13 protein-coding genes and 2 tRNA genes are annotated in these 21,043 nt (G+C 71.8%); 2 read left to right on the plus strand and 13 right to left on the minus strand.

Annotated features, from left to right (window positions below; all coding sequences use genetic code 11):
• Window positions 1–57: 57 nt before the first annotated feature.
• Window positions 58–5,916 carry an amino acid adenylation domain-containing protein gene (locus tag VGB24_RS07395; RefSeq protein ID WP_331072302.1) on the minus strand — a complete coding sequence of 1,953 codons (5,859 nt, stop codon included), beginning with the start codon at window positions 5,914–5,916 and terminating at the stop codon, window positions 58–60.
• Window positions 5,917–6,437: 521 nt separating this feature from the next.
• Window positions 6,438–7,496, minus strand: a complete 1,059-nt coding sequence (locus VGB24_RS07400) for a cysteine synthase family protein (RefSeq protein ID WP_331072303.1) — start codon at window positions 7,494–7,496, stop codon at window positions 6,438–6,440.
• Between the two features lie 784 nt (window positions 7,497–8,280).
• Between VGB24_RS07400 and VGB24_RS07405 the strand changes: the two genes are divergently transcribed.
• Window positions 8,281–8,889, plus strand: coding sequence for a hypothetical protein (locus VGB24_RS07405; protein ID WP_331072304.1), 609 nt, complete (start codon window positions 8,281–8,283; stop codon window positions 8,887–8,889).
• 485 nt (window positions 8,890–9,374) lie between these two features.
• Here the strand turns inward: VGB24_RS07405 and VGB24_RS07410 are convergent, their stop codons facing one another.
• Window positions 9,375–10,583, minus strand: coding sequence for a PLP-dependent aminotransferase family protein (locus VGB24_RS07410; protein ID WP_331072305.1), 1,209 nt, complete (start codon window positions 10,581–10,583; stop codon window positions 9,375–9,377).
• Window positions 10,583–11,707, minus strand: coding sequence for a 4-hydroxyphenylpyruvate dioxygenase (hppD, locus tag VGB24_RS07415; RefSeq protein ID WP_331072306.1), 1,125 nt, complete (start codon window positions 11,705–11,707; stop codon window positions 10,583–10,585). Before hppD ends, VGB24_RS07410 begins: the two co-directional genes overlap by 1 nt.
• Window positions 11,708–12,341: 634 nt before the next feature.
• Between hppD and VGB24_RS07420 the strand changes: the two genes are divergently transcribed.
• The gene (locus VGB24_RS07420; protein WP_331072307.1) at window positions 12,342–13,460 is read left to right on the plus strand and encodes an Ldh family oxidoreductase; all 1,119 of its coding nucleotides are present in this window, start codon (window positions 12,342–12,344) and stop codon (window positions 13,458–13,460) included.
• Between the two features lie 37 nt (window positions 13,461–13,497).
• Here VGB24_RS07420 and VGB24_RS07425 read toward each other — a convergent pair whose 3' ends face one another.
• The 9 genes from VGB24_RS07425 to VGB24_RS07465 form a co-directional block, all read right to left on the minus strand.
• A complete protein-coding gene (locus VGB24_RS07425) occupies window positions 13,498–15,351 on the minus strand; it encodes a hypothetical protein (RefSeq protein WP_331072308.1) in 1,854 nt (617 codons plus the stop codon).
• Between the two features lie 453 nt (window positions 15,352–15,804).
• Window positions 15,805–15,878, minus strand: a tRNA-Met gene (locus VGB24_RS07430).
• 46 nt (window positions 15,879–15,924) lie between these two features.
• Window positions 15,925–15,998: transfer RNA gene (locus VGB24_RS07435), tRNA-Met, on the minus strand.
• 61 nt (window positions 15,999–16,059) lie between these two features.
• Window positions 16,060–16,365, minus strand: coding sequence for a septum formation initiator family protein (locus VGB24_RS07440; protein WP_331072309.1), 306 nt, complete (start codon window positions 16,363–16,365; stop codon window positions 16,060–16,062).
• Entirely contained in the window at window positions 16,362–17,639 is a 1,278-nt protein-coding gene (eno, locus tag VGB24_RS07445; protein ID WP_331072310.1) for a phosphopyruvate hydratase, read from the minus strand. The genes VGB24_RS07440 and eno overlap by 4 nt, the downstream gene beginning before the upstream one ends.
• A 257-nt stretch (window positions 17,640–17,896) precedes the next feature.
• A complete protein-coding gene (locus VGB24_RS07450; RefSeq protein ID WP_331072311.1) occupies window positions 17,897–19,432 on the minus strand; it encodes an NAD(P)H-hydrate dehydratase in 1,536 nt (511 codons plus the stop codon).
• Between the two features lie 69 nt (window positions 19,433–19,501).
• A complete protein-coding gene (locus VGB24_RS07455; protein ID WP_331072312.1) occupies window positions 19,502–19,699 on the minus strand; it encodes a hypothetical protein in 198 nt (65 codons plus the stop codon).
• A 148-nt stretch (window positions 19,700–19,847) separates the two neighbouring features.
• Window positions 19,848–20,243 carry a Minf_1886 family protein gene (locus VGB24_RS07460; protein WP_331072313.1) on the minus strand — a complete coding sequence of 132 codons (396 nt, stop codon included), beginning with the start codon at window positions 20,241–20,243 and terminating at the stop codon, window positions 19,848–19,850.
• A gap of 122 nt (window positions 20,244–20,365) precedes the next feature.
• Entirely contained in the window at window positions 20,366–21,007 is a 642-nt protein-coding gene (locus VGB24_RS07465) for a YigZ family protein (protein WP_331072314.1), read from the minus strand.
• Between the last annotated feature and the right edge of the window lie 36 nt (window positions 21,008–21,043).

The following is a 21,043-nucleotide window of genomic DNA, read 5'->3' on the forward strand; positions in this document are numbered from 1 at the left end:
CCCGCACGGCCGGCGAACCGCCCCGCTCAGTGCGGAGCGCGCGAGGAACGGGGGAAGTCATGTGACGGGAGAGGTGCGGAGGAGCTCGAGCAGCTTCGCCATCTCGTCCGAGCCCACCTGGGCGAGCTCGGCGTCCATCTCTGCCTGCACGGCATCCACGCGCCTGGCCATCTCCGCGATCGTGGGTCCCTCGAAGAGCGCCCGCAGCGGCAGTTCCACGCCGCACAGCTCGCGGACCCGCGACACCACCCGCATCGCCAGGAGCGAGTGTCCGCCCAGCTCGAAGAAGCTTTCCTCCACGCCCACCCGCTCCAGGCGCAGCACCTCGGCCCAGATCCCCGCCAGCACCTCCTCGGCCGGCGTGCGCGGCGCCACGTACCGGTCGGCGTCAGCCGCGTACTCGGGCGCCGGCAGCGCCTTGCGGTCCACCTTTCCGTTCGGGGTCAGCGGCAGGCGGTCCAGCGCGACGATGGCCCGCGGCACCATGTACTCCGGCAGCCCCTGGCGCAGGTGCGCGCGCAGCCCGTCCACGTCCACTGTCCCGACGACGTACGCCACCAGCCGCTTGTCGCCCGGCTGGTCCTCGCGCATCATCACCCGGGCCTCGCTCACCCCGGGATACGCCACGATCGCCGCCTCCACCTCGCCCGGCTCGATGCGGAAGCCGCGGATCTTCACCTGGTCGTCCAGGCGGCCCATGAACTCCAGCTTCCCCTCGGCCTTCCAGCGCGCACGGTCGCCGGTGCGGTACATCCGCGCGCCGGGGGCGTCCGCGAAGGGATCGGGGACGAAGCGCTCCGCCGTCAGCCCCGGCCGCCCCAGGTAGCCGCGCACCACGCCCTCGCCGCCGATGCACAGCTCGCCGGGGATGTTCACCGGCAGCGGCTCGCCCGCGGGATCGAGGACGTACGCCCGCGCGTTCGGGATCGGCCGCCCGATCAGCACCGTGGGCGCGTCGTCCGCCACCTCGTCCACCTCCTCGAGCGTGCACCACACGGTCGCCTCGGTGGGCCCGTACTCGTGCAGCACGCGAGCAGGCTTGCCCTCGCGCAGCGTCCGGCGCACGCTCTCCGTCCCCACGGCCTCGGCGCCGAACACCAGCTGGCGCAGGCTGGCGTAGACGTCCACCTGCTCGCGCACGTGCTGGTTGAAGAGCGCCGCCGTCTGGTACAGGTGCGTGATCGCCTGCTCGCGCAGCGCCTGCCCCAGCAGCGGCGCGGAAAGGAGGACGTCGCGCTCGATGCCCACCAGCGTGGCCCCGTTCAGCAGCGCGCCCCAGATCTCGAAGACCGCGGCGTCGAAGCTCACGTTGGATGCCTGCGCCACCCGGTCGCCGGGGCCGATCGGCATCGTCCCGGGAAGGCACGCGGCGTACTGCACCACCTCGCGGTGCCCCATCATCACGCCCTTGGGCCGCCCGGTGCTGCCGCTGGTGTAGAAGACGTAGGCCAGGTTCCCCGCCCACGCGTTCGTGGACAGGGGATGGTCCTGCCCGGCGGCGAGCACCTCCGCCACCTGGTCCAGACGGACGACGTGGAGACCGGCCGGGGCGTCGATCTCTCCCTCGCTCAGCAGCACGCGCGCGCCGCTGTCGGCCAGCATGAGCTCCATCCGCTCGGCCGGGTAGGTGGCGTCGATGGATACGCAGCAGCCGCCGGCCTTGAGCACGGCGAGCGTGGCGACCACGTTGTCCACGCTGCGCTCCAGGCGCAGCCCCACGCGGCTTTCCCGCCCCACGCCCAGCCCGGCCAGGTGGTGCGCCAGCCGGTTCGCCCGCACGTCCAGCTCCCGGTACGTCACTTTCTCCGTGCCCCACACCAGCGCCGCCGCGGCGGGCGTGCGCTCCGCCTGCGCCTCGAACAGCGCGTGGATGCTCGCGTCTCGCGGATACTCCGCCTCCGTCCGGTTCCACTCCACGACCACCCGGTCGCGCTCCTCCGGCCCGGCGAGCGCCAGGCGCGACAGGCGCACGTCCGCGTCGGCGGCCACCTGCTCCAGCACCCGCTCCAGGTGGCCGATCATCCGCTCGATGGTGCCGCGCTCGAAGAGGTCGGTGCTGTAGGTCACTCCGCCCCGCAGCCCGCGCGGAGTGGCGGTGAGCACGAGGGACAGGTCGAACTTGGCGCTCGCGCGCTCGGCTTCCACGCCGCTCACCACCACGCCCGGCAGCGCCGCGCCGCCGCCGCCGGCGTTCTGCAGCGTCAGCAGCACTTGGAAGAGGGGCGCGTGGCTCAGGGTGCGCTCCGGCTGCAGCTCGGCCACCAGGCGCTCGAAGGGCACTTCCTGGTTCTCGTACGCGCCCAGCGTCACCTCGCGCGCCCGCCGCAGCACCTCGCGAAAGCTGGGGTCGCCGGAAAGGTCGGTCCGCAGCACCAGGGTGTTGACGAAGAAACCGATCAGCGCCTCGGTTTCCTTCCGCGTCCGCCCCGCGATGGGGCTGCCCACGACCACGTCGTCGCTCCCGGCGTACTTGCCCAGCAGCACCTGGAAGGCGGAGAGCAGCGTCATGTACAGCGTGGCGCCCTCGCTCCGCCCGAGCGCCTGCAGCCGCTCCGCCAGCTCCAGCGAAAGCTCTACCGGCACCATCGCGCCCCGGTACGTCTGCACCGCCGGGCGGGGACGGTCGGTCGGCAGCTCCAGCAGCTCCGGCGCACCCGCCAGCCGCTCCCGCCAGTACGAGAGCTGCCGCTCCAGCGCCGCGCCCTCCAGCTGCTCGCGCTGCCACACCGCGAAGTCGGCGTACTGCACCGCCAGCTCCGGCAGCGGCGACTCACGCCCGTCACGATACGCCGCGTACAGCGACGACAGCTCGCGGTACAGCACCCCCATGCTCCACCCGTCGCTGACGACGTGGTGCATGGAAAGGAGCAGCACGTGCTCCTCCGCCCCCAGGCGCAGCAGGGTCACCCGGAAGAGCGGGCCCGCCGCGAGATCGAAGGGCCGCTCGGCGGTTTCCGCCACGAGCTCGCGCTGCACCTGGGCCTCGCGCGCCGCTTCGGGAAGGTGGGACAGGTCCTGCACCGTCACCGCGAAGCCGCCGAAGGGCACGACCACCTGCCGGGCGGTGCCGCCCTGCTCCCGGAACACCGTCCGCAGCGCCTGGTGGCGCCGCACGATCTCGCCCAGGCTCCGCTCCAGCGCGTTCACGTCCAGCGGGCCGCGCAGGCGCAGGGCGAAGGGAAGGTTGTAGAAGGCGCTCCCCGGCTCCAGCTGGTCCAGGAACCAGAGCCGCTCCTGTGCGAACGACAGCGGCGGCGGCTCTGCGCGGTCCACCGGGACGACGGGGGGCAGCACCGGCAGCCCCGCCCGGCGCATCTCCTCCACGCGCATCGCCATCTCGGCTACCGTGGGTCCCTCGAAGAGCGCGCGCAGCGGCAATTCCACACCGAACACCTCGCGCACCCACGACACCACCCGCGTGGCCAGGAGCGAGTGCCCGCCCAGTTCGAAGAACGCGTCGTGCACCCCCACCCGCTCCACGCCCAGCACCTCGGCCCAGGCCCCCGCCAGCACCTCTTCCACGGGGGTGCGCGGCGCGACGTACGTCTCCTCGTCCGGCCCGAACTCCGGCTCCGGCAGCGCCTTGCGGTCCAGCTTGCCGTTGGGGTTCACCGGGAGCGCGTCCATGTGGACGAACGCGGCCGGGACCATGTACTCCGGCAGCCGCTCGGCCAGGTGGGCGCGCAGCGCGGCCGGGGCAGCGCGGTCCCCCGTGTAGTAGGCCACCAGCCGGGGGTCGCCCATCTCGCCCTCGCGGGCCCGCGCCACCACCACCGTCTCGTGCACCGCCGCATGCTCGGCCAGCCGCGCCTCGATCTCGCCCAGCTCGATGCGGAATCCGCGCACCTTCACCTGCGCGTCGCCGCGGCCCATGAACTCGATGGTCCCGTCCGGCAGCCATCGCCCCAGGTCGCCCGTGCGGTACAGCCGCGCGCCGGGCACCCGGCCGAAGGGATCGGGGAGATAGCGCTCCGCCGTCTGCCCCGGGAGCGCCCGGTACCCGCGCGTCACCCCGGCGCCGCCCAGGTACAGCTCGCCCGTCACCCCCACCGGCACCGGCTCGCCGGCCGCGTCCAGCACGTAGATCGTGGCGTTGGCGATGGGGCAGCCCGGCGGCATGGAGCGGCTCGAGTAGCTCGACAGGTCCGCCCGCGCGTAGTGGTGGGCCGTGATCCCGGTCGCCTCGGTGGAGCCGTACGGGTTCAGGAACACCGGACGGGGCTCCGGCACCCGCGCCAGCTGGCGCGGGTACAGCGGCTCCCCGCCGAACACCACGATCCGCAGCCCGCCGATCGCCTTTCCCCCGTCCGCCTCCACCAGCGCCTGGAAGCCCGTGGGCGTCAGGTTCATCATGGTGATCCCCGACGCCACGATCTGCGCGGTGATCCTGCCGGGCTCGAACGGCTCGCGCGCCAGGTGCACCCGGCCGCCCACGAACAGGGGGGCCATCAGGTTGCGCTGGGTGAGGTGGAAGCTGAACGAGGTGACGACCAGCACCGCGTCGCGCTCCGTGAGCGCGGTGGCGCCCAAGTACCAGTGCAGCAGGTTCGACGCGCCACGGTGCGTCATCTCCACCCCCTTGGGCCGCCCCGTGGAGCCGGAGGTGTAGATCACGTACGTCAGGTGCTCCGGCGTCAGCGCGGCGCGCTCCGGATCGGTGGCGGGTTGGCCGTCCCACCAACCCGCGTCCTCGTCCAGCGGCAGCAGGGGCACGTCCAGCGCCGCCAGCCGTCCGGCCAGCGCCTCCTGCGTCAGCATCACCACGGGGGCGCTGTCCTGCACCATGTCCAGCAGCCGCTCGCGCGGATAGCCCGGGTCCAGCGGCAGGTACGCGCCACCCGACTTGAGCACCCCCAGCACGGCCACCACCAGCTCGGGCTCGCGCTCCACGCAGATCCCCACGCGCACGTCGGGGCCCACGCCCAGGCTCCTCAGGTGGTGCGCCAGCCGGTTGGCGCGGGCGTTCAGCTCCCCGTACGTCAGCTCCCGGTCCTCATGGACCACCGCCACCGCGTCCGGCGTCCGCGCGGCCTGCGCCTCGAACTGCTCATGGATGTACCACTCGGCGGGATACGGCGTCGCGGTGCGGTTCCACCCCTCGACGACGAGGCGGCGCTCCTCGTCCGCGAGCAGCGGCAGCCGGTCCACCGGCCGGGTCTCGTCCGCCGCCATCCCCGCCAGCACCCGGCGCAGGTAGCCCGTGTAGCGCTCCACCGTCGCCCGGTCGAACAGCGCTGTAGCGAACACCACGTGTCCCGCGATCCCCCTCCCTTCTTCCCACAGGTCGAGCGAAAGGTCGAGCCCGGCCATCGAGCGCGGCTCCGCGTCGATCTGCAGGCCGCTCCCGGGCGCGTCCCGCCAGGCGAACCCCACCCGGAACAGCGGCGTGGCCGAAGGAGCGGCGCCGTCCGGCTGCACGAGCTCCATCACCCGCTGAAAGGGAAGGTCCTGGTTCCGCAGCGCCCCCCGCACCCGCGCCTCCACCCGGCCCACCAGCTCCGCGGCCGTGGGCGAGCCCGACAGGTCCACCCGCACCGGCAGCGCGTTCGCGAAGCACCCGATCACCAGGTCCGCCTGCCCCGACAGCCGGCCCAGCACCGCGGCCCACCCCGCCAGCAGCACCGTGGAGACGTGCGAGCTGTGGCGCATTCCGAGCGTGCTGAGAGCCGCGCCCAGCTCCTCGTCCAGCTCCAGGCGAACGAGGGCGGCGGCGGAGTCCAGCTGTGCGGGGCGCGGGCGGTCGGCCGGCACTTCCAGCGGCTCCGGGGCGTCGGCCAGCGTCTCCCGCCAGTACTCTGCCTGCTCCCGCGGCAGCCCGTCGCCGCCCGCCGTCGGTTCCGAGTGGACCGTGCTCACCGTCACCGGCAGCGGTGCGGAGAACGTCTCACCAGCAAGCGCGTCCATGCTGTTTCCCATCGTACGATCTCGCCTGGAACGCGAAACTGCGGGGCCCATGTGCCCCGCAGTATCCCTTGTCTTGCCACCTCGCGTGACGACTCCCGGCAGTCGCTGGTCGGCCCTGCCCGAAATGCAGACAGGCTTCCAGACCACCGCCTCGGTGACGGAAGCGGGGGAGGCGTCCGATTCCCTCTGGCGGCACGGCCTTGGGTCTGGAAGACTTGAACTACGCGATGGCACAAAAACGTGGGGAAATGAACGATAACCCGGCCGCTCCCGTGCCGTCAACCGTTCCCGCCACGTTTAGCGGAATCACTACGCGCATTCGCCTTTTCTGCCGCAAAGGAGCATGCGAGAGAGCACCGGCCTCGAAGCGCGAAGGGTCCGGGGTTCCTCCTGTGCGGGCACGCCCGAAACGTGAACCCCCGCGGCTGCTGCAGTGCAGCGGCCTCGGGGCTTCGCCTGTGCAGACCCTTCTTTCACGGCCGGTCCACGGGCCGGACACGACCGTGCGTCGGCCGGGGCCGATCCACGCGCCGTCAGAGCGACGCCAGCTCCAGCCGCTCGGGGGGAGCCCCCATCACCGCGGCGTAGTCGCGGCGGCCCCAGCGGAAGTACGACCACGCATCGGCGCCGTCGTGGGGGCGGTCCCACTCCACCGGCCCGGCGGGGGGCGCATCCAGCCGCAGCCCCTTCTCCTGCAGCCAGGCGTCGTCGTAGACGGTGTCCTGGTAGCGGTAGCCCTCGTCGGGGAGGAGCACGGCGGTGAGCGCGTCGGGGTTGTTCCGGGCGTACCAGTCGGCCACCAGGAACGCCGCGCCGCTGGTGGGGCCCATGAACACCGCGTGCTCCGCGTGCAGCCGCCGGGTGGCGTGGTAGGCCTCGGCGGCGCCCACCCAGTGCACCAGGTCTACCGCCGCGTGGTCCACGTTGGGGGGCACCAGGCTGTTCCCCAGCCCGCGCAGCGTGCGCCGGCCCTCGGTCAGGCCGAAGATGACGCTGTGGTGCGTGTCGACCGCCACCACGCTCAGCTCAGGAGAAAGGAGGCGAAGGAACGACGCGGTCCCGCAGAGCGACCCGCCGGAGCCCACCGGGCCCACCAGGCAGTCCACCGCGCCGGCCGCGTGGGCGAGCTGCTCGGCGCAGGGGGCGAAGCTGGCCGGGTTCTGCGGGTTGGTGTACTGGCGGGGGCAGAACGAGCCAGGATTCTCCGCCAGGATCCGCTCGAGGAGCTCGAGCCGGGCGATCTGGAAGGCACCGGAGGGGCCCGGGTCGCGCACGATGTTGACGGTGGCCCCCAGGTCCTCCAGCCGGCGCTGCAGCGGCGGCTCGATGGAAGGGTCGCTCACCAGCTGCAGCGGGTGCCCGTGCAGGCGGGCCACCATCGCCAGCGACAGCCCGAACGTCCCCGAGCTGGTCTCGGCGATCAACCCGCCCGGCCGCAGCTCGCCCTCCTCGCGCGCCCTGCCGATGATGAAGCGCGCGGGGAGCAGCTTCGACAGCGTGAACACGAGCCCCACCAGGTTCGGACGCAGCCACACCAGCCGGGGAAGCACCAGCGCGTCCACCACGTCGGCGTTGATCACGGGACCGCTCACGATCTCTCCTTCGTCATCGGGAAAATGGCCGGGGCTCGTTCGCGTGCGGTGATGGAGGACGTCCGGCCGGCAAGCACGCCCACGGCCTGTTTTCCCTCGAAAATCTCGCCTGAGACAAAAAGGCGGGATCCCACGTGCCCGGCGGGACCCCAGGTCCGTGCCGACTCGCGTTCCCTTCCGGCGTGAACCGCACGCGCCCGGGAGTTCCACGCGCTCGGGCGGGAAACGTTCGACTGGGCGGGGAAGCGTCGTTTGTTCGTCTGGAAAAAAATATTATTCGCCGCCGAAAAACGCAATCCGACGTACGAACGCGCAGCTTTCCCCCCCATGGCCCGAAAGGGCGTCGCCGGAACGCGTGTCGGCGCCGGACCGTCCCCCATTCACGACGGGAGCGCACGAACTCTTCCATCCAAGAACGCGAACCGGGACGAGCGCAGCCCCCCCCTGCCGCGGGGCCGCGACGGCATCTCCCCTCGTTATTTGCGCATGGGTGGCGTGAATAGATCGCCTGACGCGTCGCTGCGGCCTTCCCGTCCGCGACGCGAAGCGAATCGGCGGCCCGGCCGGACGAGGAGGGAAGTGAAAGGCTGGCAAGTACCTGCCGCCGGTGCTCCGGCGCGGGCTTCCCGCCCCCGGGCCCGGCGGCCCCCCGCCAGGGTCTCGCGCCGGTACTTGACAATTTGTGACGTAAGGGCGATGTTCAAAGAGCGGCGGGACGCGGTTACCCGCCGCGCCCGCCGTTCCATCTCTCCGCTCTCACCTATTTCCTGTTCCGGAGGTCACCTTGCGACGTATCCTTGCTCTGCTCCTCGTCACCCCGCTCCTGGCGAACTGCTCCCCCGACTCGGCGGCGCCGCTGGCCGCTTCGGGCGCCGTGCACTCCGAAGGGGACGTGTCCACGGAAGAATCCTGGCCCGCAGAAGAGAACTGGTTCACGCCGGAAGACGTGCTCGCGCTCGTGGAGGATGGCGAGACTTCGGACGTGATGTCGACGCAGTCCGTGGGGACCACGGCCGCGCCGGCGCCGGGCGCCGTGATGAGGCTCGGCAACGCGGAGACCGGCTCGCCCTACCCCAATTCGCACGATGGGTCGTGGCATGCCAACGACCGGATGAATCCGGGCACCGTGGTGATGAACGCGGGCGAGATCGTGACCTTCAACATCGTATTCGGGCACCGGCTGGCCATCTACAACGACGGTGTGCAGCCGAAGGACATCCTGCCCACCCCGGGAGCCCTCCTGCTCTACCCCAAGGGCCGGCTGTTCCTGCAGGCTGCCCCGAACCCGACGATCAAGCTGAAGTTCCTGAAGCCGGGCAAGTACCTGGTGGTCTGCGCCATCAACAAGCACTTCTTCGAGGCCCAGATGTGGGGCTGGCTCATCGTCAAGTAAGCGGCACGAACGACCGCCGACGGCGAGCCCGCTCGCCGCACGGCAGCCGAGCCATCCTTGAAGTAGCCGACAGCCCCCCGGTGGATCCGTCCACCGGGGGGCTGCCGCGTGCAGGACGAGTGCACCGCCGGCACCGGTTCTCGCCCCGGACGTGGCGGGAGCAGGCAACCGCACGACATCCCGATCCAATCCGCCGCAACCGCCACCCTGCTGGTACTCTGGACGAAAGTGTCCCGGCACTGCCTGCGTCGATCTCGATCCAGGGGCTCGGCCCGATCCGCTCCCCGCGCGCGCGGCTCACGCGGACGATCGGGAAGGGCTGCCACGACCCGCCTTCGGACCCCTCCCGTGGTGGTACCCGGCCCCACCTGGCTCGCCCTGCTCCCCGAACGATTCTGTCGTCAGAACAGAAAGGCGGAGCCGGGATTCCCCGGCTCCGCTTCATGGCATCCGCACGCCCCTGGGCCACCCCTGGACGTGTACGCTCAGGGCGCCAGGCTCCGCAGGGCGCGGCCCAGGCGGGCGATGCCTTCCTCGATTACGTCCGGGGTGCTGTGGGAAAAGTTGAGGCGCATGCAGTCGCTGGCGGTGCGGCTGCCGTCCGCCGCAAAGGCGTGGCCGGGGACGAAGACCACCCCCTCCTGCTCGATGGCCACGCGCAGCACCTCGCCCGCGTCGGTCCCCTCCGGCAGCTCCACCCAGATGAACACGCCCGCGGACGGCTTCCGCCAGCGGGTGCCGGCGGGAAAGTGCTTTTCCAGCGCGGCCAGCATGGTGTCGCGGCGCAGGCGGTACTCGCGCCGCAGCATGGCGAGGTGCGCGGGGAGGTGGCCGCCGTCGAAGAAGCGCGCCGCGCCGCGCTGGGCCAGCGTGGCGGTGTTGATGTCGCTGGCCTCCTTGCTGATGGCCAGCAGCGGCACCAGCTCCGGCGGCACGATGATCCACCCCAGCCGCAGCGCGGGCGCCAGCACCTTGCTGAACGAGCCCACGTAGAACACCCACTCCCGCTCCAGCGCCCGCAGCGGGTGCGCCGGGGGGCCGTCGTACGCAAGAAAGCCGTACGGGTCGTCCTCCACCACCGGCACCCCGTAGCGGCGAGCGATCTCCACCAGCCGCAACCGCTTTTCCGCCGACATGCTCACCGCCAGCGGGTTGTGCCCGTCGGTGACGGTGTAGATGAAGGCCGGGCGCGCGCCGCCCGCCAGCAGCGCCTCCACCGCGTCCACGTCCATTCCCGTGTCCAGGTCGGTGGGCACGGTGAGAATCCGCGGGGCGAACGGCTCCACCGCCTGCTGAAAGCCCGTGTAGCACAGCGTGTCGGTGATGATCTCGCCGCCCGGCTCCAGCAGCAGGCGCGCCAGAAGGCTGATCCCCTGCTGCGCGCCCGTGGTCAGGAACACCTGCTCCGGCGCGCAGGCCACCCCGCGCTGCGCCATGAGCGCCGCCACGTGCGCCTGCAGCGGCGCGCTGGGCGGGGAGTACTGCAGCGCGCGCGGGTCTTCGGCCAGCACGGCCGCCGCGGCGCGGCCGTACGCCTCCGAGGGAAAGAACTCCGGCGCGGGAAGGCCCAGGGCAAAGGAGATGGTCCCCGGGCGCGTGCCCACCGAGAGCATGGTCTGCAGCGCCGAGGTTCCCGAGGCCCGGGCCCACCCCGCCAGCCGCAGGGCGGCGGGGGCAGGAGCGGTGTCGGTCATCAGATGTTGCCGCGCAGTTCCTGCTCGCGCTCCACCGCCTCGAACAGCGCCTTGATGTTCCCCGAGCCGAAGCCCTTGGCGCCCTGCCGCTCGATGATCTCCACGAACATGGTCGGGCGCGAGGTGACCGGCTCGCTGAAGATCTGCAGGAGCCGCCCGTCGTCGTCGGAGTCCACCAGGATCCCCAGCTCCTTCAGCGCCGCCATCACCGGCGGGTCCACCTCGCCCACCCGCGCCTCCAGCATGTCGTAGTAGCTGCCGGGAACGCGCAGAAAGTGCACGCCGTTGTCGCGGATGGCGCGCACCGTGGCCACCGCGTCGTCCGTCAGAAACGCAACGTGCTGCGCGCCGGCGCCATGGTTGAAGTTCAGGTACTCCTGCACCTGCGACTTGCCGCCGTTCACCGCCGGCTCCTGGATGGGGAACTTGATCTTGCCCGACGCGTCCTCGACCACCTTGCTGTTCATGGCGCTGTTCTTGGTCCACACCATCTCGTGGTGCGACTGGTGGAAGCCCAGGACGTCCTTGTAGAAGGCGACCCAGTTGTCCAGCCCGCCCTGCTCCATGCTCACGGCCACGTGGTCCACTTCCGTCAGCCCCGTGGAAACCGTGTGCGGCGCGTCGTCGATGGGCTCGAAGCCAGGAAGGAACTCCCCCATGTAGTCCTGGCGCTCCACCAGCGAGTGCACCCCCGCGCCGGGGCCGCCGATGGTGGCCCGCACCACCCGTCCCGCATCGCTCTGCAGCACCTGCGGCTCGGCCACGGGCACCGCGCCCCGCGAGACGGCGGTGCGATACGCGCCCTCGACGTCCGCCACCCGGAACGCCACGTCCTTCACCCCGTCGCCGTGCACCGCGACGTGCTGGGTGATGGGCGAGTCGGGGTGCAGGCCGCTGGTGAGCACCAGGCGGATCTCGCCCTGCTCCACCACGATCGAGAGCCGGTCGCGAACGCCGGTCTCCAGCCCCGCTCGCGCCACGGGGCGGAACCCGAACATGGTGCGATAGAAGTGCGCCGCCTGGTAGGCGTTGCCCACGTACAGCTCCACGTGGTCGATTCCCTCCAGCTCCAGCGCGCTCTGGCTCGCGGCGACCTTGAGGACTTCCGGCTCGAGCGTTGCCATACCGACTCCGTTGATAGGTAGATGTAGAGGATGCGCCGCGAGGAGGCTCACCTCCGCCGCGGCGCAGTCGCACGGCGGGTCCGGTGAGTCCTCGCGGATAAACGTGTGCACGGACCGGCGTGACGGGATTCGGGGGGCGGGAACCGGCGCGCCCTAGCGACGGGAAATCATCCTCACCTGATCCGCCAGAATCCGCGTCCTCCCTACTCTAACGCATTCGTTTCTGTCGTGTCAACCCGACCCCCTTCCTTCCGCTGCCCTGGACGGGCCGGGGGTGAGCCGATCGCCCTGGAATTCCGCCGACCCAGGCACATTTTGGCCGTGCAGGCCTGGCTGGACGAACGCATCCGGATCGCGCCCGGAACGCTGCCGGCCCCGGGCGCAGAGCATCGCCTTTCGCGCCGCCGGGGGGACCAGTGATCCCCGCTCCAGCCGGCGCGCGGTTGACGAATGGCCGGCCGTCCTGTAATTGATTAGCTGTCCTGGAAAGTGATTCCACCTTGCTCCAACGCCCTGCGCCGCTCCCGCGGACGGGTGCACGGCCGGTCGCCGTGCCACCGGCCAGCGGGGGGGCTCCGCGCGCCGGCTCGCCAGGCGCTCCGGAGTGGCGGCGGGGGACCGGAGAGAACGGAGAGTGAACGTGACCGCAGTGCCGAAGACCCCGCCCGCGACGGCGGAAAAGACGTTCGAGGCCGCGCAGCTGCGCGAGTTCACCTCCCGCGTGCTGCAGACGTTCGGCGTGCCGGCCGAGGACGCGGAGCTGGCCGCGGCCGTGCTGAGCAGCGCGGACCTGCGCGGCATCGACACGCACGGGGTGGCCCGGCTGCCGCAGTACGTGGAGATGCTCGCGCAGGGGCGCATCAACCCGCGCCCGCACATCCGGACGGTCCGGGAAACGCCCGCCACGGCCACGGTGGACGGAGACAACGGGCTGGGGCTGGTGGTGGGCCCGCGCGCCAACGAGCTGGCGCTGGAAAAGGCGGAGCGGGTGGGGACCGGCTGGGTGGCCGTGGGGAACAGCAACCACTTCGGGGCGGGCGAGTACTACCCGCTGCAGGCGCTGCCCCGGGGCCTGATCGGCTGGGCGATGACCAACTCCCCGCCGCAGGTGGCGCCGCTGTGGGGGGCCGAAAAGATGCTGGGAACCAACCCCCTGGCGATCGCCTTCCCCGCGCTCGAGGAGCCGCCGGTGGTCATCGACCTCACCACCAGCGCATTCGCCTTCGGCAAGGTGGAGCACGCGGCGCGGCAGGGAACCTCCATCCCGGAAGGGTGCGCCATCGACCGCGACGGCCGGATGACCACCGATCCGCATGCCATGCTGAACGGAGGCGCACTCCTTCCGCTGGGGTCCGACCGGGAGCGCGGCGCGCACAAGGGGTACTGCCTGGGGGCGATGGTCGACCTGCTCTGCGGGCCGCTGGGAGGTGCCAGCTGGGGGCCCTTCGCGCCGCCGTTCCCCGCGCACCTGCCGCCGCCGGCGCGGACCGTGGGAAAGGGGGTGGGGCACCTGTTCGGCGCCTTCCAGGTGGCCGCGTTCGCCGATCCGGAGGAGTTCGGGCGCCAGGTGGACGACTGGATCCGCACGCTCCGGGCGACCCGCCCCGCCGAGGGCACCTCGGGCCCCATCATCCCGGGTGATCCCAGCCGCCGCACGGAACAGGTGCGGCGGCGGGAGGGGATCCCCGTCATCGGGCCGGTGGTAGAGGCGCTGGAGCGCGTCGCCCGGCAGACCGGCGTCGCCCTGGGCTGAGGGGCAGGTCTCACGAGGCCGCGGTGGGGCCACGAGGTCAGCCGCCGACCGAGGCCGCCGCCGCCTGGGCGAGCGACTCCACCGCCGCGGGATCGGGAGTGGGCACCACCCGCACCTCGTTCCACGGGGCCGGCGCCCAGAAGTCGCGGTTCTCCCAGGGGGTCAACGTCACGGTCGGGGTGCCGAACAGCGGGACCAGGTGCGCGGTGAAGGTGTCGACGGTCAGGCAGAGATCGGCCTCGCGCGCCGCGCGGCACACCCGCGCCACGCCATCCTCGGGGGTGAGCGGCGCCTCGCCCTCGTCGAGCGGCGCCACCTGGACACACCCCGCCGCGCGCGCCAGCTCCACCACCTGCATGGCGCCCGCGCGGCTGGCGGGGTGAACCCCGGGAAACACCCGCGCCCGCAGACCGCCTACCAGGCCGTCCAGCCGGGCAAGCACCGCGGCCCAGTGCTCCGGCCCAAAGCGAAACCGCTTGGAGGAGAGCGGGTTCACCAGCACGCACAGGGGGCGCTGGGGGGGGCGCCGGGGCGCCGCGGCCTCCCACACCGGCCAGGGTGCCCCCGCGGGGCACAGCCGGCCGGCCATGGCGGCCACGAGCGCGTAGTTCCCCCCGGCGGCCGGCGCGGGCCACTGTTCCGTGCGCACGGGCTCGGTGCCCGCGCGCGCGAACCAGGCGCGGCGCGGCCCGAGCGCCACCTCCAGCACGTCACGCCCGCGCGAGGGCCGGGCCACCCGGCGGTGCAGGTCGTTGGGCCCGAAGTCCGCGGCCACCACCAGTTCGCGCCCCGGCGCGCCGTCGCGCCGCAGAAAGCGGAAGGGGCGCAGCGGGTCGCCCCGGTAGGACCGCTCGCGCGCGGCGGGAAGGAGCTCGGCCCAGAGCCCCGGATACAGGGTGAAGACGGTGATCTCCGCGCAGGGGACGTGCGCGGCCAGCGCGCGAAGGAGCGACAGGTACATGATCTGGTCGCCCAGCCCCAGCCCGGGGCCGAACACCACGGTGAGCCGCGCGTAGTCCGCCGGAAGCGGGTCCAGCTCGCCGCCGCTGGCCGGCCGCAGCCTCCGCCCCTGGGCGCGCCGCACCAGCCGCCCCCCCGCCGCCAGGATCTGCCGCGCCCGCTCGGCCGCCGAGCCGGGCTCCTGCGCCGCGACGGCGGCCAGCAGCGCACCCAGCGCGGCGCGGTTCTCCCCGTGCAGCGCGGGTGCCCGGGCCAGCGCCTGCCCCAGCGCCCGCGAGTCCGCCAGCAGCGACTCCAGAAACTCGCGGTTCCCCACATCCAGCGGCCGGATCGCCACCACGGCCTGGTAGATTCCCAGGAGGTGAAACAGCTCCACCGACCGGAAATGCGGCCGCGGCTGGCGCGGCCACTCCGCGGCGGGGCTCGCGGCGCTCATCCCCGGAACCACGACCGGCGGCGCGGGGGGGGCCGCCACAGTCGCGGCCTCGGCCTCGGGCTGGGCAGCCGCGACGCTCCCGGCGCCGGGCAAGGCGTCGTCCTGGCGCGCCTGCGCCTGGATGGCGGTGAGCCCCGGCACCCGCCAGCCCTGCTCGGCAGCCGCCAGCGGAAAGATCAGCGAGCCGGCCAGCAGGTGCTCCTCCCAGGCATGGCGGTCCACCCAGGCGAGTTCCACCCCCACCGCGGCCAGCCCCCCGGCCTCGCCGATCTCGCTCTCGTCGACGCTCACGATGTCCAGCTGCGGGTGCTCCACCCGCGACAGGAACTCTGCGACGTGCTTCACGATCTCATCGGCGGTGGCGAAGCGGCCGTTGACGTCGACGCGCGCGTCCGGGGTGAACACCTCGCGCAGCCGCTCGGCGTCCGCGCTCTCCACCGCCTCCTTGACCCGGAGGACCAGATCGCACAGCTGGGACTGGTACTCGCTGGACATTGATTTCCTCTGCGTACGGGCTGTGGGATACGGACGAACGATGGACGGTGAAGGAGCGTGATGCCGCAGAGGCAGGGCACCACGCGCCGGACGGCGAGCGAAAGGCACTCGTGGGGGCGCTCGGGAAGGTCCATCCGGCCGCCGCTGCCAGGGATCCTGTACTTTGCATTAATAGTCGGATACTAATCCCCTCTGCAACGGATGGCAACATCGCGTGCGGGGGCAGGTGCTTTCGGCCTGTGAACGCACTCCGCCAGCTCCCGTACGATGTGGCGCGCGGCGATTCTGGAGCGGAACCCCGACGAGCGGGGGAGTGAGGGAAAACGCTCGGCGCGGAGGCGGGAGCGGCAGATCGAAGGCCGGCCTCGGGCTGGTGCTCGCGGCTCCGATGAGCCGTCGACATGAAAAAAGGCCACACAACGAAAACCGTTGTGTGGCCTTTCCTTACCTCAGTAGCAGGGGGGGGGCTCGAACCCCCGACCTTACGATTATGAGTCGTACGCTCTAACCAGCTGAGCTACCCTGCCGACGAAACCGGGCCGGCCCTGTTTTACGAGGACCGGCCCGGTCCAATAGCGGGGGCGGGATTCGAACCCGCGACCTTCGGGTTATGAGCCCGACGAGCTACCAGGCTGCTCCACCCCGCGATCAGGACGACAAAGGTAGGCAATCCCCCGCCCCGGGTCAACCCCCGGCGGGGCCGTTCGCCTACTTCGGCGCGGCGGCCGAGTCCACCGGGACGAAGCGGTACAGCAGCTCGCCGTCGCGGATCATCCCGAAGCGCTCGCGGGCGATGCGCTCCACGGCCGCGTCGTCCCGCTCCAGCGTGCGCGCCAGCGCCTTGAGCGAATCCACCTGCCCGCGCGTGTCCGCCAGCCGCGTTTCGACGGCGCGGCGGTCCGCGTCCAGCCGCCGCAGGTGAAAGGCGGAGTACTCGCCCCCCCACAGCGCGTAGTACGCCGCCAGGGCCAGCACCCCGCCCGTCGCCAGGCGGCGGAACGCGCGCGGGTTCACCGCCACAGCCCGCGTCCGGGATACAGGGCCGCGTCGCCCAGGTGCTCCTCGATGCGCAGGAGCTGGTTGTACTTGGCCACGCGGTCGGTGCGGCTGGCGCTCCCCGTCTTGATCTGCCCCACGCCGGTGGCCACCGCCAGGTCGGCGATGAAGGTGTCTTCCGTTTCGCCCGAGCGGTGCGACATCACGGCGTTGAAGCCCGCCTTGCGGGCCATGCGGATGGCGTCGAGCGTTTCGGTGAGCGTGCCGATCTGGTTCACCTTCAGCAGGATGGCGTTGCCGATGCCTTCCTTGATGCCGCGCGCCAGGCGCTCGGTGTTGGTGACGAACAGGTCGTCGCCCACCAGCTGGATGTCCGCGCCCACCGCTTGGGTCAGCGCCTTCCAGCCGTCCCAGTCGTTCTCGTCCATGCCGTCCTCGACGGAGCGGATGGGGTAGCGGCGGCACCACTCCGTGTAGAACTCCACCATCTCCTGCGGCGTCTTGCGCTCGCCCGACGACTTGTGGAAGACGTAGCCGCCGTCGCGGAACATCTCCGACGCGGCCACGTCCAGCGCCAGCACCAGGTCTTCGCCCGGGCGGTAGCCGGCCTGCTCGATGGCCTGCAGGATGACGGCGACGGCCTCTTCGTTGTCCTTGAGGTCCGGCGCAAAGCCGCCCTCGTCGCCCACGGCGGTGCTCTTGCCGGCCTTGCTGAGCACCTTCTTGAGGGCGTGGAACACCTCCACCCCCATCCTCAGCCCCTCGCTGAACGTTTCGGCGCCGATGGGCATCACCATGAACTCTTGGAAGTCCACGTTGTTGCCTGCGTGCGCGCCGCCGTTCAGGATGTTGAGCATGGGGACGGGAAGCACGTTGGCCATCGCCCCGCCGAGGTACCGGTACAGCGGCAGCCCCGCGTCGTCGGCGGCGGCGCGGGCCGTGGCCAGCGAAACGGCCAGGATGGCGTTGGCACCCAGGCGGCCCTTGTTGGGCGTGCCGTCCAGCTCGATCATCGTCCGGTCGACGGCCACCTGGTCGTAGGCGTCGTAGCCGGTCAGCGCCTCGGCGATCTGGTCCTCGATGTTCTCGACCGCGCGCGTGACGCCCTTGCCCAGGTAGCGCTTGTCGTCACCGTCGCGAAGCTCCACGGCCTCGTGCTCGCCGGTCGATGCGCCGCTGGGCACGGCCGCCCGCCCGCTGGCGCCGCTGGAAAGCAGGACGTCGGCTTCGACGGTGGGGTTTCCGCGCGAATCCAGGATCTCGCGTGCGTGGATCTCGGTGATGATCGCCATGTATTCGGAACCGCGTGGGCGCGAGTGAGTGGGTCGTGATTTCGACGGAAAGGCTGCCAGCGGAACGTACTTTTCTGGCCCGCGACTGTCAACTTCAGAGGCGCGCCACCGAGCGTGAACCACACCAAAGCGTGCAGTCCGCGAAGGCGGACATCGTGGGGTCGTTGCAGCGAATTCATTCGCCCGTGCACAGCCGCGGCGAGCTTCAGACTGGCGGATGCCCTGCGCCAGCAGCGATGCGCACCCACGCCCTCGGTCTACCGCGCCGCCGGCAGGTCCAGCACGATCCCCGGCAGCCCGAGTTCGCTCCCCCGCCCCACCTCCTCCTCCAGCGCGGCCGGAAGCGCCTCCGCCACGTCGCGGGGGATGAGCCCGCGGCCCCGGCCGGCGATCTCCGCCGCGCGGCCGGCATAGTACAGCGCGGCTCCGGCGGCGTCTCGGGGCTCCATCCCCAGCGCCAGGAACGCGCCGATCACCCCGCTCAGCACGTCGCCGTTGCCCCCCGTCGCCAGTCCCGAGTGCCCCGCCACGTTCACCAGCGTCGGCTCTCCTTCGCCGGCGACGAGTGAGGGATTCCCCTTGAGCAGCACGGTGCAGCGGAAGCGCTCGGCGGCCTCCGTCGCCGCGCCGAACGGGTCCGCCGTGATCTCCTGGACCGTTCTTTCGATCAGGCGGCCCATCTCCCCCGGGTGCGGCGTGAGCACCAGCGGCCGGTCGATCACGTCGCGCAGTTCCGGGTCGCGAGCGAGAAGCGTCAGCGCATCCGCATCCAGCAGCAGCGGCACGTCGCTCCCCCGCGCGATCATGCTGAGCAGGTCCAGCGCCTCGTCATCCGTCCCCATCCCCGGCCCGGCGACGACAGCCTGCGAGCCGGACTGAAAGCCCGGACCGAGCGCATCCCGATCCACGTACAGCGCTTCTGGGAGGGACGACTGGATGATCTCGCGATTGGCGTCCGGCGAGACGATCGACACCATCCCCGCCCCCGCCCGCAGCGCGCCGAATCCCGCCAGCACCGCCGCGCCCGCCATCCCCCGCCGCCCCGCGACGATGGACACCTTGCCCATCATCCCCTTGTGCGCGTTCGCCGGAACGGGGGGGAGGACGGCGCGCGCCCACGACGGCGTGATCAGCCGGGCATCCGCCTCCGCCAGCGGCGCGAACCCGATCTCCACCGCGATAATCCGCCCCGCCCGCTCCCGCCCGGGGAACAGCAGCAGGCCCCGCTTCGGCGCGCCGAAGGTGACGGTTACGTCCGCGCGGACCGCCACACCTTCCGCCCCACCCGTGGGCAGGTCCACGCCCGATGGCCCGTCCAGCGCCACGACGGGGCGACCGGCTCGCCCGATGGACTCGATCGTCCGGGCATAGGCGCCGCGCGGGGCACCCGCCGCGCCGGTGCCCAGGAGCCCGTCGACGATCACCCCCGCCGCGCGAAACGCCTCGTCCGCGTCCTCCGCCGCGAGGGAGGGCACGTCCCAGCCATGCAGCAGCGCCGGATCGGATGGACGGCTGCCGACCTGCACCGCGGCCACGTCGCGCCCCCACGCCCGCAGCGTGCGAACGACCAGAATCGCGTCGCCGCCATTGTTGCCGCTTCCCACCGCGGCGACCACCCGTCCGTCAGGATACAGATGGTGGATGATGGACGCGGCGGCACGTCCGGCGGATTCCATCAGCACGCGCTCGGGGATGCCGGCCGTGTGGATGGAATGCTCGTCCCACCGCCGCATCTCGTCCGCGGTGAGGACGGGCACGTGCGGCGCGGCGAAGAACTGGGGATCGTGGGTCATGGCGGATGGGATGCGAACGGCCCACGGCGCGCGGGCGCCGTGGGCCGGGTGGTCATGCGGAACGGGGCATCACTTGAAGCTCTGGCCGATGGTGCGGCCGAAGCTGATCTCGCCGTTGTCGATGCGGATGTTGAACCCGCAGTCGGGGTTGGTGCACACCCAGGCCTTGTAGGTGATGGGCGCCCCGTCGCGGCCATAGTCCGACAGCGGCAGCAGCACGCCCTGGCTGCACTTTCGGCACTGCGGAAACTCACGCTCGTCCGGCATGGCCTCTCCCCCTCCCCTGAAGGTTCTCCTCCCCCGGGCGCACCGCCGCCCCGCACACACGGACCGGGGCCGCGCGCCGCAAGGGCTGTTCCAGCCAGGGCGCGAAGAAGACGGGTGGATCTCGGGTGTTTTTCGGGGAAGATGCGGGTCAGGAGTCCTGCGTCTGGCGCGAGCAGCACCAGGGATAGTCCTGCTCGAAGGCGGCGCGGAAGCAGAACACGTCCTCGAAGTCGCGCACGCAGTCGCCGTCCTGCTTTACGAGCACCCCGCAGTCCACCAGCGCGAACACCAGCTCGCCCAGGTCGCGGGTGGTGCGGATGCCCCAGTATTCCAGGACGGAGCGGGCCATCAGCCCAAAGCGCTCGATCGCCAGGTCGCGGGCCCCTTCGGCCAGCTCGCGGCCGGTGATGTGGCGAGCCTCGCCCACGCGCTCGATGGTGAAGTGGAGTGCGGCAAGGATGAAGAGGTACGCGGTTTCGTGATACGCGGGGTTGCGTTTCCTCAACCGCTCCATGATGGGCTCGGCGAGCACGGCTCCATCCATCCGTGGGTCTCCTTCAGGGCGCTCTGGCGCGCGCCGGGCCCGGGAAGAGGAGGGCCGGCAATCACGTGTCGAGTGGGGTCCGCGGGTGCGCCGCGGAGTGAACACGCGTAGGAATACGCCGATCAGGTTTTCGCGTTCCGATAGAGCACGCATTCGCTCCCGCGCTCCGGTGCCACGGCCCCCGCCGTCGCCTCCCGCAGCTCGTCGGCGAAGGCCTGGACGCGGCCTCGCGGCAGGGTGAAATCCACCGTTCCCGCGTCGCCCTCCGGCGCGTAGCCGTGCTCCACCTGCTCCGCCCCACCCCGCTCCAGCGCCCGCATGACCGCGGCCGTGTGCTCGTACCCGTAGCGCACCGCCAGCCGCTCCGCGTACGTGCCCACGCGCCGGGGCGCCGCCTGCAGCGCCGCGGCCGCCGCCTCGCCGTACGCGCGCACCAGCCCGCCCACGCCCAGCTTGGTTCCGCCGTAGTAGCGGGTGACGATCACCACGCAGTCGGTGAGCCCCGCGCCCTCGATGGCCGCCAGGATGGGCGGGCCCGCGCTGCCCCCCGGCTCGCCCCCGTCGTTCGCCCGCCGCGTTCCGTCGCGCAGCGACCAGGCGGAGCAGTGGTGGGTGGCGTCCCACAGCGCCTTGCCGCGCTCGGCGAGAATGGCTCGCGCTTCTGCCTCGCTTTCCACCGGCGCCGCGTAGGCCAGGAACGTCGAGGCCTTTTCGCGCATCTGGGCCTCGGCGGGCGCGGCGAGGGTGGTGAACGTGTCGGACACTGCGGGGAAGTGCGTGAGTGCGTGAGTGCGTGAGTG

The organism is Longimicrobium sp., assembly GCF_036399935.1.
In the GTDB taxonomy this organism is placed as follows: Bacteria; Gemmatimonadota; Gemmatimonadetes; order Longimicrobiales; family Longimicrobiaceae; genus Longimicrobium.

Excerpts from the sequence above, each read along its gene's own strand:
- hppD (WP_331072306.1), bottom strand. The coding sequence starts at position 11,707 with ATGGCAACGCTCGAGCCGGAAGTCCTCAAGGTCGCCGCGAGCCAGAGC.
- VGB24_RS07455 (WP_331072312.1), bottom strand. The coding sequence starts at position 19,699 with ATGCCGGACGAGCGTGAGTTTCCGCAGTGCCGAAAGTGCAGCCAGGGC.
- VGB24_RS07460 (WP_331072313.1), bottom strand. The coding sequence starts at position 20,243 with ATGGATGGAGCCGTGCTCGCCGAGCCCATCATGGAGCGGTTGAGGAAA.
- VGB24_RS07410 (WP_331072305.1), bottom strand. The coding sequence starts at position 10,583 with ATGACCGACACCGCTCCTGCCCCCGCCGCCCTGCGGCTGGCGGGGTGG.
- eno (WP_331072310.1), bottom strand. The coding sequence starts at position 17,639 with ATGGCGATCATCACCGAGATCCACGCACGCGAGATCCTGGATTCGCGC.
- VGB24_RS07425 (WP_331072308.1), bottom strand. The coding sequence starts at position 15,351 with ATGTCCAGCGAGTACCAGTCCCAGCTGTGCGATCTGGTCCTCCGGGTC.
- VGB24_RS07395 (WP_331072302.1), bottom strand. The coding sequence starts at position 5,916 with ATGGGAAACAGCATGGACGCGCTTGCTGGTGAGACGTTCTCCGCACCG.
- VGB24_RS07450 (WP_331072311.1), bottom strand. The coding sequence starts at position 19,432 with ATGACCCACGATCCCCAGTTCTTCGCCGCGCCGCACGTGCCCGTCCTC.